Genomic DNA, 12547 nt, shown 5'->3' on the forward strand with positions numbered 1-12547 from the left:
CCGATGCCCGCCACCGCTCCGCGCCGGGCGCTGATCGGCGCCGCGCTCGCCGCGCCCCTGCTCCGCCGGCCCGCCGCCGCCCAGTCGGACTGGCCGAGCCGGCCGCTGCGGCTGGTGGTGCCCTTCCCGCCCGGCGGCGCCTCCGACCTGCTCGGCCGGCTGATGGCCGAGCAGCTTGCCACGCGGCTGCGCCAGACGGTCGTGGTCGAGAACCGCGGTGGCGCGGGCGGGCTGACGGCCGCCGAATACGTCGCGCGGCAGCCAGCGGATGGCTACACGCTGCTTCTCGGGACGCAGGCGACGCAGGTCTTCAACAAGTACCTCTACGCCCACCTGCCCTATGACCCGGACCGCGACTTCACCCCGCTCGGCACGGTGGCGGCCATTGCCTATGTGCTGGTGGTCACGCCCTCGCTGCCCGTGGCGGACCTGCCGGGGCTGATCGCCCATGCGCGCGCCCATCCGGGGCGACCGAATTACGGCTCCTCCGGCACCGGCGGGGGGATGCACCTGGCGACGCATCTCTTCGCCGAGCGGGCCGGCGGCGGCATGGTGCACGTGCCCTATCGCGGCGCCGCCGCGGCCGTCACCGCCCTGGTGCAGGGCGAGGTGCAGCTGATGGTGGACCTGGTGCCGAACAGCCTGCCGCTGGTGCGCGGCGGGCAGCTCCGCGCCCTCGCCGTCGGCCTGCCGGAGCCGACGCCGCTGCTGCCGGGCGTGCCAACCTTCCGGCAATTCGGCATCGCCGATTTCGACGTACCCTCCTGGTTCGTGCTGCTGGCGGCGGGGCAGGTGCCGGCGCCGGTGGCCGAGGCACTGCAGAGGGCCACAGCAGAGTCCGTCGCCGACCCGGCATTCGCCGCGCGGCTCGACGCCGTATCCGCCCGACCACTGGCGCTGTCCGGCCCGGCGCTGCGGGACTTCCTCGCCGAGCAGGCCGCGCGGTGGGAGCCTGTGATCCGCAGCGCGAATGTAAGGCTGGACTGAGGCGGCCGGTCAGCCTGCGAGGCGGATGCGCGGCGGGCCGGGCAGCACCTCGCCGATCTCCCGGCCAACGCCTCCAGGCAGGGCGCCACGGCGGCAGCAGGCAGGCCGGCGAGGAAGCCGCCCGCCGTCTGCGGGTCGAGCAGCGCGGCGACCGCCGGGGCGGCGGGGTGGGCGCCGTCCAGCAGGCCGGTGATGGTGGCCGCGTTGCCGTCATGGAGCGTCGGCAGCTTGCCGCCTCAGCGCATGGGCGGCATGGCGGGCAGCTCGGCGAAGCGGGTGACCCAGCGGCGGTCGATCCGGCGCTTCAGCCACCAGGCCCAGGCGCCGCGCAGGGCGAAGCGGCCCCAGAGGGCGATCGCCTCGCCATCCGCCGTGCCGATTAGGGCGAGGGCACGGCGCTGCGGGCGCCAGGGGCGCGGCGCCCGGCCCGCCATCAGCCGGCGGATGGCATCGGCCAAGGGCGGGCCCTGGCGGACGGCATAGACCCCTGCCTTCTCACGCGGATGGGCCGCCATGGTGGCGACATCGCCGGCGGCGAAGACCTCCGGATGGGAGACAGAGCGGAGGGTCTCGTCGATGAGGATGAAGCCCTCGGCATCAAGGGCGAGGCCGGTCTCGCGCAGCCAGGGCGGCGCGGCGGCGCCGGTGGTCCAGAGGGCGAGGTCGCAGGGGACCTCCCGGCCATCCGCCAGCAGCAGCGCCCCCGGCGCGGAGCGGGACACGGGTGCCCCCTCGAGGATGGCGATGCCGCGCCCGGCCAGCGCCCGCCGCACCAGGGCGCGGGCCGCACCACCGGCATGCGGCAGCAACCCGGCGCCGGGCAGCAGCGTGACCTCGGCCGCGGGGCCAAGGCGATGGCGGAGGGAGAAGGCGAGCTCCACCCCCGCGGCGCCGCCGCCGACCACGGCGGCACGCGCCGGACCATCCAGCAAGACGGCGGCCAGCCGCGCCTCCAGGCTGCCAATCGGGCGGACGGGCAGCACCCTGCCCTCCCCCGGCGGCAGCGGGCGGGAGACGGAGCCGATATCGAGCGAGAGCAGGTCGTAGCGCAGCGCCGGGTGCCGGGCGCAGGCGAGGCGGCGGGCGGCGGGGTCGAGGCCGGTGGCGCGGTCATGGATCAGCCGGGCGCCGGCGGCGGTCGCCAGGCGCAGCAGGTCCACCCGGCTCTCCTCCGGCCTGTAGAGCCCCGCCACCAGGCCGGGCACCATGCCGGAATAGACCGGCGCCAGCTCCTCGGCGAGGAGGGTGACGCGCAGGCCGGGAACCGGCCGCATGGCCAGCGCCCGCAGCAGGCCGAGATGCGCATGCCCGCCGCCGACCAGCACCAATTCCCGGCTCTCGGCAGGCAGCACGTGTTTCGGCATGGCGGGATGTCTATGGCATCGCGCGATGGCCGCCAATCGGCGGAGGCGGGCGGGAATCGGACCCGCTGCTCGCGATGGGCGTGCCACCGGCCTGGAAGACCGGAAGGGCCCCAGGCTGGAGACGAGCCTCCGCTTCGCTCAGCCGGACAACCTGCCAGGCGCCTTCAGCCAGTCTTCAACAGGCCCTGGCCAGCCAGCAGGCCGGTGACGCCGGGGCCGAGCCCCATCGCCTGCCGGGCGAAGGCACGCTTCAGCCCCGGCAGCCGGTCGACCGCGGCGATGCCGAGACGGCGCGCGATCCGCACCGGCGCGAAGTCGTTGCCGAAAAGCCGCTCCAGCGCATGCATCCCCGTCAGCATCAGCAGCGTGTCGGGCCGCCGCCGGGCCTGGTAACGCGCCAGCACCGGCGATGCGCCGGGATCGGCGCCGGCATGCCAGGCGGCGATCATCTCCTCGGCCAGCGCCGCCACGTCGCGGAAACCGAGGTTGAGCCCCTGCCCGGCGATCGGGTGGACCCCATGCGCCGCATCGCCGATCAGGGCGAGGCGGGTATCCGTCCAGCGCTCCACCAGCAGGGCGGAGAGCGGATAGGACCAGCGCCGCCCGATGGGCCGCACCGCACCAAGTTGCGGGCCAAGGCGCCGCGCCAGCTCCCGCCCAAAGCCCTCGTCGTCGAGGGCCAGCATCCGCCGGGCGACCGGGGTGCGATCGGCCCAGACGAAGGCGGAGGCATGCGGATAGGCCGCGGTGCCGAAGCGGTCCGGCCCGGCGAGGGGAAGCTGGGCGAAGGGGCCGTTGGGCAGGAATTGCTCGAGCGCCACGCCCTCATGCGGCCGCTCATGGGCGAAGGCCCCGACCATGCCGATCTGGTGGTAGTCGAGCGTGGTCGCGCGGATGCCGGCCTGGCGGCGGAGCGGGCTGTTGCGCCCCTCGGCGGCGACCACGAGGCGGGTGCGCAGCACCTCACCGGTCGAGAGCCGCACCGTGGCGCCCTCGGCCTGCCGCTCCACCGTGGCGGTGGCGGGGGCGAAGACGCGGAGGTTGGGCATCTCCGGCAGGGCGGCGTTCAGCGCCATGCGCAGGCTTCGCGCCTCGACCATGTAGCCGAAGGGCTCGGCCGAGACCTCCTCGGCATCGAAGGCGAGGGAGAGGGCCGAGGCGGGCTCGCCCGGGCGGCCATCGGCGACGCGGATGCGGCGGATGCCGCAGGGTTCGGCCGGCAGGCGCTCCCACACCCCCGCGGCCTCCAGCAGGCGCTTCGAGGTGAGGGCGATGGCATAGGCGCGGCCGTCGAAGTCGGGCAGCGCCATGGGCGGCAGCGGCGCGCTGTCCACCACGGCTGTGGGCAGGCCGGCGGCCGCCAGAATCGCGGCGAGGGTGGCGCCGACCGGGCCGGCGCCGATGATGCAGGCGGCCATCTCGGGTGTGGATGTCATGCGTGGCTCAATCCCATGCCCCCGGCCGTCCGTCCATGCCCCGTGCAGCACTTGCCCAAGTCTCGCACTTTCGGCCCAGAAAACAGGCAGGGTCGCAAACAGTCGCGACAGATTCTCTGGTCCCGCCCAGAGTTCCCTTGTGGCACGGGATTTGTAGGCAGAACCAAGCCGGGACCATCAAGGAGGATAATGGGCAGATGAAGCTGGTGATGGCGTTCATCAAGCCCTTCAAGCTGGACGAGGTGCGCGAAGCGCTCACCCCGCTCGGAGTGCAGGGGCTGACGGTGACCGAAGTGAAGGGCTTCGGTCGCCAGAAGGGGCAGACGGAAATCTACCGCGGTGCCGAGTACCAGGTCAGTTTCCTGCCGAAGATCAAGATCGAGGTCGTGGTGCCGGACGAGCTGGTGGACGCGGTGATGGAAGCCGTCGCCAAGGCCGCCCGTACCGACAAGATCGGCGACGGCAAGATCTTCGTGCTGGAAGTGGAGCGCGCGCTGCGCATCCGCACCGGCGAGACCGACACCTCGGCGCTCTAGGCGCCGCGACGCACACAGGAATGCAGGGGAACACATGATGAGGATGCCCGCACGCGCGCTGGCGCCGTTGGCTGTCGCGCTGCTCGCCGCGACACCGGCCCTGGCCCAGGACGGCCCGAAGATCGACACCGGCGACACCGCCTGGATGCTGACCAGCACCGCACTGGTGCTGATGATGACCGTCCCCGGCCTCGCGCTCTTCTATGCCGGCATGGTGCGCAAGAAGAACGTGCTCTCCACCATGATGCAGAGCTTCTCGATCGCCGCGCTGGTGACGGTGGTCTGGATGGTGGCCGGCTACAGCATCGCCTTCGGCGAGGGCGGCCCCTGGGTCGGTGACCTCTCCAAGCTGTTCCTCTCGGGCCTCGCCGAGAACTGGGACAAGCCCTTCACCCTCGGGTCCGGCGACGGGGCGGTGGCCTTCACCATCCCCGAGACGGTCTTCCTGATGTTCCAGATGACCTTCGCCATCATCACCCCGGCCCTCATCACCGGCGCCTTCGCCGACCGCATGAAGTTCAGCGCCATGGTGCTGTTCACCGTGCTGTGGTCGCTGCTGGTCTATTCGCCGGTCGCCCATTGGGTCTGGCACCCGAATGGCTGGATATTCGCCCTCGGCGCGCTCGACTTCGCCGGCGGCACGGTGGTCCACATCAATGCGGGCATCGCCGGCCTGGTGGCGGCGCTGGTGCTCGGCAAGCGGCTCGGCCTCGGCCATGACAACATGGCACCCTACAACCTCGCGCTGGCCGTCATCGGCGCCGGCATGCTCTGGGTGGGCTGGTTCGGCTTCAATGCGGGCTCGGCCGGCGGCGCGGGCGCGCGCGCAGGCATGGCCATGCTGGCCACCCAGATCGCGGCGGGCGTTGCGGCGCTCAGCTGGCTCTTCGCCGAATGGGCGACGAAGGGCAAGCCGAGCGTGCTGGGCGCCATCTCCGGCGCGGTCGCGGGCCTCGTCGCCATCACCCCGGCCAGCGGCTTCGTGCTGCCGGTGCCGGCGCTGATCATCGGCGTGGTGGCCGGCCTCGGCGGCTTCTGGGGCGCGACGGGCCTCAAGCATCTCTGCGGCTATGACGACAGCCTCGACGCCTTCGGCGTGCATGGCGTCTGCGGCATCATCGGCAGCCTGCTGACCGGCGTCTTCGCCTATGGCGCCCTCTCCGCCACCACGGCGACGCCGGATGGCTACAGCGGGTCCTTCGACCAGTTCCTGATCCAGCTCTACGCCACCGCCGCGGTCGTCGCCTACACCGCGATCGGCAGCTTCATCCTGCTGAAGATCACCGATGTGATCGTCGGCCTCCGCGTGCCGGAGGAGGAGGAGCGCGAGGGCCTCGACGTCACCCAGCATGGCGAGCGCATCGCCTGACATCAGGGCCGGAGGGGTGACACCCCCTCCGGCCTTTTTTGCGCCCACTCACGTTACGAAACCAAAACCTGGGGGTCATCCTTCCATGAAGAACAAGCCCGGCTTCCTCGCCCGGCCCCTTGCTGCGCTCCGCCATGCCTGGATCGCCGCCGCGGCCCTGGTGCTGCCGGCGCTGCCGGCCACCGCGCAGACCAATATCGAGTCGCTCGGCCTGACCGTCACGCTGACGCCGGCGATCTCGAACGACTACCTGTTCCGCGGCATCAGCCAGACGCGGAACAACTGGGCCTTCCAGGGCACCGTCGACGTCCAGCACGACAGCGGCTTCTATATCGGCGCCTTCATCAGCAACGCGAAATTCCTTGCCAGCCCCTGGAACGACACACGGCAGGAGCTCGACATCCTCGCCGGCTACCGCCTCACGCTAGGGGATGTCGCGCTCGACCTGGGCTACATCGCCTATTTGTATCCAGGCCAGGACAAGGCGCCGGGCACGCAGCTGAACGAGTACCAGGAAATCGCCCTCAAGGCCTCCTACACCATCGACATCGTCAAGCTGCTCGGTGCCTTCAACTATTCGCCCAACTTCTTCGGCCGCTCGGGTGACGGCTTCTACGTCGAAGGCGGCGCCGACGTGACGCTGCCCTACGGCTTCACCGCCTCCGCCCGCCTCGGCCACCAGTGGATCGAGCGCAACCCGCTCTTCGGCACGCCGGACTACCTCTGGTACTCGATCGGGGCCTCGCGCGAGATCTATGCCGGCGTGACCGCGACGGTCGCCTGGTACGGCACCGACATCAGCAAGCGGGACTGCATCCCCGTCGCCGACCGCGCGACGGGCGGCCAGCGTGCCTGCGACGGCCGCGTGCTCTTCACCCTGAGCAAGGTCTTCTGAACCACCCGCGGAACAGCCGTGGCCGAGTGGGGGGCGCCGACCGCAAGGTCGGCGCCCTTTTTCGTGATTCCGTGGCCGGGCAAGGATTTGCGCGCTATCCTTGGGGCCTGTTCTGAACCGGACCCCGCGACCTATGCCCGCGCCCCGTATCGCTGCCGCCGACCGCCCGACCGCCACCTCCGCTGCCCGCCCCTTCGCCGGGGTCCGCCGCTTCGCCTCGCCTGCCGTGAAGGCGGCGATGCGCCGCCGGCTTTTCGAATGCCTTGGCCTGCTGGCGGCGCTGGCCGGGCTCGGCCTGCTGGTCGCCCTGGCCAGCTATGATCCGGCTGATCCCTCCCTCTCCACCGCCACGGGCCGGACGCCGACCAACCTGGCCGGGCCGGCCGGCGCCGTCGTGGCCGACCTGCTGTTGCAGGGCTTCGGCTGGGCCGGGGCGTTGCCGGGCCTCGCCCTGCTCGGCTGGGCCTGGCGCCTCGGCACGCATCGCGGCATCGGCCTGTTCCCGGCACGGCTGGCGGCACTGCTCGCCGCCCTTCCGCTGCTGGCCGGCACCTTGATGCTGGCGCCCTTACCAGCCGGCAGCCCGGTCGAGTCGGGCGCCGGCGGTGCCGCAGGGGCCATCGTCGCCGGGGCGGTCAGCCATCAGGCGGGCGCCCTGTTCGGCCCCTTCGGCGGGATGATTGGCGATGTGGCGCTGGTTGCTCTCGCCCTCGCCCTGTCTGCCGCGGCGCTCGGCCTCTCGCCGGGTGAGTGGCTGGGGATCGGCCGGGCCGCCCGGGCCGGCGCCGGCGGGGTCGCCCGATTCGGCGCGGCGGGGCTGACGCGCGCCGGCGGCGCCGGGGCGCGCGGCGCCCGCGGTCTGCTCGGCCGAATCGGCGGCAGCATCGTCAGCCTGTTCCGCATCCGCCGGCGCCGCCCGGCCGGCCCGCCGCCGAACGACCTCGCCAGCGTGCTCCGCGCCGCCGATGCCGCGGCGGAGGTGCCGCGCATGCCCCGCCGCGAGCCGCGCGTGGCCGAGGGCCGGATGGAACCCGCGGTCGGACCAGCGGTCGAGCCCGGGCCATTCATCGCCAGGCAGCCACCCAAGGTCGTCGCCCCGCCAGTGCCGCAGAAGCGGAGCGAGGCCAAGCGCCAGCCGCAGCCCGACCTGCAGGACAACCCCTGGCGCCTGCCGCCCCTCTCGCTGCTGCAGGAGCCGCCCGCCAAGCGCACCGGCCGCCCCTCGGAGGAGGCGCTGCAGTCCAATGCCCGGCTGCTCGAGCAGGTGCTGGAGGATTACGGCGTGCGCGGCCGCATCGCCGCCATCAATCCCGGCCCCGTCGTCACGCTCTATGAGCTGGAGCCGGCGCCGGGCACCAAATCCGCCCGCGTCATCGGCCTCGCCGACGACATCGCGCGCAACATGCATGTCACGGCCGTCCGCATCGCGACCGTCCCCGGCCGCAACGTCATCGGCATCGAGCTGCCGAACGCCAAGCGCGAGACGGTCTATTTCAGCGAATCGATGGCGGCCGAGGAATGGGTGCGCCATCCGGGCCGCCTGCCGCTGGCGCTGGGCAAGGATATCGGCGGCAACCCGGTCATCGCCGACCTCGCCCGCATGCCGCATCTGCTGATCGCGGGCACCACCGGCTCGGGCAAGTCGGTCGCCATCAACACCATGATCCTTTCGCTGCTCTGGCGCTTCAGCCCGGAGGAATGCCGCTTCATCATGATCGACCCGAAGATGCTGGAATTGTCGGTCTATGACCGCATCCCGCATCTGCTGGCCCCGGTGGTGACGGAGCCGCCCAAGGCCATCGGCGCGCTGAAATGGACGGTACGCGAGATGGAGAAGCGCTACCGCGCCATGTCCCAGCTCGGCGTCCGCAATATCGGAGGCTACAACGAGAAGGTGGTCGAGGCCCGCCGCCGCGGCGAGGTGCTGACCCGCAAGGTGCAGACCGGCTTCGACCCGGAGACCGGCAAGCCCGTCTTCGAGGAGCAGCCGCTCGCCCTCGCCCCGCTGCCGATGATCGTCGTCGTCATCGACGAGATGGCCGACCTGATGATCGTCGCCGGCAAGGAGATCGAGGCGGCGGTGCAGCGCCTGGCGCAGATGGCCCGCGCCGCCGGCATCCATGTCATCATGGCGACGCAGCGCCCCTCGGTGGATGTCATCACCGGCACCATCAAGGCGAACTTCCCGACCCGCATCTCCTTCCAGGTGACCAGCAAGATCGACAGCCGCACCATCCTCGGCGAGCAGGGCGCGGAACAACTGCTCGGCCAGGGCGATATGCTGCACATGGCGGGCGGCGGCCGCGTCGCCCGCGTCCACGGCCCCTTCGTCTCCGACACCGAGGTGGAGAAGGTGGTGGACTTCCTGCGCGAGCAGGGCGAGCCCGCCTATATCGAGGAGGTGACCGAGGCCGAGGAGGATCTCGAGGGTGGCGATGGCCTCTCGCTCTCCGGCATCGCCGCCGGCTCCGATGGCGAGAAGGGGTTGTTCGACCAGGCTGTCGCGCTCGTGAGCCGCGAGGGCAAGGCCAGCACATCCTTCATCCAGCGGCATCTCAACATTGGCTACAACCGGGCCGCCAAGCTCATCGAGCAGATGGAAAAGGAAGGCGTCGTCGGCCCCGCCAACCATGTCGGCAAGCGGGAGGTGCTGACGCGCCGTGTCGAGGAGGATTGATGCATAGATTAGTACCGGCATTCCTGGCCGTGGCCATCGCGGCCACGCCCGTCATGGCCTTCGCGCAGGACCGCCCGCTGCTCGTGCCGACGCGCGATGTCAGCGTCACCTACCGCGTGGTCGGCGGACAGGCCGGACAGGAGATGCGCATGTCCTGGCGCGTCGCGGACCAGAAGCTCCGGGTCGACATGCCGGGCGGCATAGGCTGGTCGGTGATGGATCAGCGGTCGAAGAAGATGTTCGTGGTCATGGAGCAGCAGCGCATGATCATGGAGGTGCCGCTCAACAACGGCCCGGGCGGGGTCTCTGTCCCGACCCAGCCGCCGGAGACCGCGCGCTTCACCCGTGGCGGCACCGCGACCATCGCCGGCCAGGGCTGCACCGTCTGGCGCTACGAGAATGAAGGCGTGACCGGCGAATCCTGCCTGACCGCCGATGGGGTCATGCTCCGCAGCACCGGCACCCATAACGGCCAGACCGCAAGCATGGAGGCGACCGAAGTGGCCTATGGCCCGCAGGATGCCGCCCGCTTCAACGCCCCCAGCGGCTATCAGCAGATGCAGATGCCGGCTGGGGCACCGGGCGCTCGCCCGGCGCGATAGGGCCGGTGACGCCGTGGAGCGCCCGCCAGGCGGCGGCGCTCGAAGGCGCCGCTTCCGTCCGTCCCCTGACCGGGCGGAGCCTCAGGGCAGCCAGCAGCAGGCGGGCCCGCCGATGCTCCCCAGCCAGGGCCTGCGGCGGCACCGCCTGCCTGGCGAGGCGCGGACTGGCTGCCTCGACCGCATCCCACACCGCGCCGAAATGGCGGAGGCGGAGCAGCCCGGCCAGGGCGCCGGCCGGCAGGCCGAGTTGCCGCGCCAGGCGGCGCAGGGCCGCGGTCTCCGGCGCCACCGTGCCGACCCCCTCATCCCAGAGCCGGCGCAGCATTGCGCGCGCCCGGATCCGCCGGCATGCCATGACGAGGCGCTCCGGCACCGGCGGTGCCGACATCCCGCTCACGACCGCCGCCGGGGCGCTGCGCAGGCGAAGGTCGCGCCGGCGCAGGCTGGCAAGCAGGGCCTGGGGCCCGGCGATCGGTCCATCGTGGTCCAGCAGCGCTGCCCGCAGCGAAAGATTGCAGACGGCCTCGGCATCAAGTCCGGGCCAGGGCGCCTGCTCCAGCGGATCGAGCCGGCAGGCGATCTCGGCCAGCAGCCGGGCATAGGCATGGGCGGGTGTCGGCGGAACAAGGCGTCCGACCACGGCCTCGGCGCCTCCGGCAAGGGCCGCGAGATGAGCAGCGAGCCAGCCCGGTGCCGGCAGCGCCCCGGCCTCGGCCAGCATCACAACGCCCTTGGGGCCGACCCAGTCGGCCGCAGCCAGCAGCCCCTCGCGCCAGCTCCCGGGGCCTGGCGCTGCGATCCGCAGCGAGAAGGGCAGATCCTCCGGCATATCGTCGCGCTGCAGCGGGCGACCGGCCGGCAGCATCACCACCCCGATCGCGCCGGCCGCCGGTCGCAGCCCATCCGCCAGCCGCTGATCGCCAAGCCGGCGCAACCAGCCCGGCATGGCGGTGGCAGCCCCGGTCAACAGGATGGCCAGCCGCGGCCGCGTAAGGGCGGCTCGGGCAGGGGCATGGAGGGTTTCGATCATCTCACAAGGTCACAACGCCAGTGCGGCCCTAGCGTCGCTGCTCAGGCGGCGTAACGGGCATCACGGCATCGATATGATCGTTCACCTTCCAGTGGGGGTTCCCCTGCATGCGCTTCCGGTCCACATGCCGGGGATGGATCGCCGCACGCTGCTTGCCCTGCTCCCCGCCGCCCTGCTCTCTCCCGGGGCCGCGGGCCCTGCCTGGGCCCAATCCCCTGCCCTCACCGAGCGCGACCGCGCTGACATCGCCCGGGCGGAAGCCTGGCTCGGAGCGCTTCGGACCTTGAAGGCGCGCTTCCTGCAGATCGCCCAGAACGGCGCCGCGGCGGAGGGCACCGCCTGGATCCAGCGTCCCGGCCGGATGCGCTTCGAGTACGACCCACCCGAGCCCCTGCTGCTGGTCGCCAGCTACGGCCAGTTCTTCTACTTCGACCGCCAGCTCAAGCAGGCGACGACCCTGCCGCTCTCCTCCACGCCGCTCGGCATCCTGCTGCGCGACGAGGTGCGGCTGGCGGGCGATGTCACGGTCAGCCGCGTCGAGCGGAGCGGGGGGCTGCTGCGGATCACGCTGTTCCGCACCGGCCAGGCGGCCGAAGGGCGCCTCACCCTCGTCTTCAACGAGAGCCCCGTGGAGCTGCGGCAATGGGCGGTGGTCGATGCCCAGGGCCACGAGACGCGGGTGACACTCTACCAGCCTGAATATGGCGGCCGCTTCCCGGCGATCCTCTTCGACTTCAACGATCCACGCTTCCGTGACGAGCTGGGCATCCCGCAATGACGAATTTAAGTCCGCTCACGCAGTCATCGTCTTGATCGCGCCGCATTGGCGCGCGATTTTCAGGAGGTGATGAAACCCCTCATCGGTATCTCCTGCTGCGTGAAGGCGTTCGGCATCTTCGCCACGCCGAACCACGCTGCCTCCGACAGCTATGTTCGCGTGACGCTCGGCCCCGTCGGCGGCATCCCTGTCCTGTTGCCTGCGGCGGGCGAGGCACTGGTGCCCGAGATCCTGCCGCGGCTCGACGGGCTGATCCTCACGGGCAGCCGCTCCAATGTCTGCCCTGACTTCTACGAGGGCCCGCCGCATGCCGAGGGTACGCCCGAGGACATCGCACGGGATTCCACCACCCTGCCGCTGATCCGCGCCGCCATTGCCGCCGGACTGCCGGTGCTGGCGATCTGTCGCGGCTTCCAGGAGTTGAACGTGGCGCTCGGCGGCAGCCTCGACCAGCGCATCCAGGACCTGCCTGGCCGCCTCGATCACTCGACCCCTTCGGACCAGAAATACGGCCCGATCCGCACGGCAAAGGCGCATGGCGTCCGGCTCGCACCCGGCAGCCTGCTCGCCACCATCGCCGGTCACTGCGAGGTCCCGGTGAACTCCCTGCATAACCAGGGGATCGCACGCCTGGCACCAAGGCTCGTCGCCGAAGGTTGGGCACCGGACGGTACGATCGAGGCCGTGCGGGTACGGGATGCATCGGGCTTTGCCTATGGTGTCCAGTGGCATCCTGAATACGATTGGGAGACGGATGCCGTCAGCCGCGGCCTTCTCGAAAATTTTGGCCGTGCGGCGGAAGCCTGGGCAGCCCGGCGGCGTTTACCGCAGGCAGCGGAATAAAGTATTCTTCACGCTTGCGTGAACTCAGCC

The 12547-nt window shown here is 71.5% G+C and carries 11 protein-coding genes; 8 read left to right on the forward strand and 3 right to left on the reverse strand.

Annotation, left to right across the window (positions count from 1 at the left end; translation table 11 throughout):
* The first annotated feature begins 3 nt into the window (after positions 1-3).
* The gene (locus BLR02_RS22215; protein ID WP_176849738.1) at positions 4-987 is read left to right on the forward strand and encodes a Bug family tripartite tricarboxylate transporter substrate binding protein; all 984 of its coding nucleotides are present in this window, start codon (positions 4-6) and stop codon (positions 985-987) included.
* A 236-nt stretch (positions 988-1223) separates the two neighbouring features.
* On the opposite strand, the gene BLR02_RS22220 is transcribed toward BLR02_RS22215, so the two are convergent.
* A complete protein-coding gene (locus BLR02_RS22220; RefSeq protein WP_090664694.1) occupies positions 1224-2351 on the reverse strand; it encodes an FAD-dependent oxidoreductase in 1128 nt (375 codons plus the stop codon).
* A gap of 164 nt (positions 2352-2515) precedes the next feature.
* Positions 2516-3787 (reverse strand): UbiH/UbiF/VisC/COQ6 family ubiquinone biosynthesis hydroxylase, encoded by a 1272-nt coding sequence (locus BLR02_RS22225; RefSeq protein ID WP_090664695.1) that lies wholly within the window; start codon positions 3785-3787, stop codon positions 2516-2518.
* Between the two features lie 197 nt (positions 3788-3984).
* On the opposite strand from BLR02_RS22225, the gene BLR02_RS22230 reads away from it, so the two are divergent.
* From BLR02_RS22230 to BLR02_RS22250, 5 genes are all read left to right on the forward strand, one after another.
* Positions 3985-4323 carry a P-II family nitrogen regulator gene (locus BLR02_RS22230; protein ID WP_090565988.1) on the forward strand — a complete coding sequence of 113 codons (339 nt, stop codon included), beginning with the start codon at positions 3985-3987 and terminating at the stop codon, positions 4321-4323.
* Between the two features lie 37 nt (positions 4324-4360).
* Positions 4361-5692, forward strand: coding sequence for an ammonium transporter (locus BLR02_RS22235; RefSeq protein ID WP_090664714.1), 1332 nt, complete (start codon positions 4361-4363; stop codon positions 5690-5692).
* 85 nt (positions 5693-5777) lie between these two features.
* A complete protein-coding gene (locus tag BLR02_RS22240) occupies positions 5778-6587 on the forward strand; it encodes a TorF family putative porin (protein WP_090565991.1) in 810 nt (269 codons plus the stop codon).
* A gap of 133 nt (positions 6588-6720) precedes the next feature.
* Complete coding sequence (locus BLR02_RS22245; protein ID WP_090565994.1) at positions 6721-9264, forward strand: FtsK/SpoIIIE family DNA translocase; 2544 nt, start codon at positions 6721-6723, stop codon at positions 9262-9264.
* Positions 9265-9293: 29 nt separating this feature from the next.
* Positions 9294-9866 (forward strand): DUF4412 domain-containing protein, encoded by a 573-nt coding sequence (locus tag BLR02_RS22250; RefSeq protein WP_218128026.1) that lies wholly within the window; start codon positions 9294-9296, stop codon positions 9864-9866.
* Here the strand turns inward: BLR02_RS22250 and BLR02_RS22255 are convergent.
* Positions 9796-10896, reverse strand: coding sequence for a hypothetical protein (locus tag BLR02_RS22255; RefSeq protein WP_090664697.1), 1101 nt, complete (start codon positions 10894-10896; stop codon positions 9796-9798). The genes BLR02_RS22250 and BLR02_RS22255 overlap by 71 nt on opposite strands.
* 133 nt (positions 10897-11029) lie before the next feature.
* Here BLR02_RS22255 and BLR02_RS22260 point away from each other — a divergent pair, with 133 nt between their 5' ends.
* Positions 11030-11674, forward strand: coding sequence for a LolA family protein (locus BLR02_RS22260; RefSeq protein WP_090566125.1), 645 nt, complete (start codon positions 11030-11032; stop codon positions 11672-11674).
* A 69-nt stretch (positions 11675-11743) separates the two neighbouring features.
* The gene (locus BLR02_RS22265; RefSeq protein ID WP_090664698.1) at positions 11744-12517 is read left to right on the forward strand and encodes a gamma-glutamyl-gamma-aminobutyrate hydrolase family protein; all 774 of its coding nucleotides are present in this window, start codon (positions 11744-11746) and stop codon (positions 12515-12517) included.
* Positions 12518-12547: the final 30 nt, after the last annotated feature.

The organism is Belnapia rosea (assembly GCF_900101615.1).
Taxonomy (GTDB): Bacteria; Pseudomonadota; Alphaproteobacteria; order Acetobacterales; family Acetobacteraceae; genus Belnapia; species Belnapia rosea.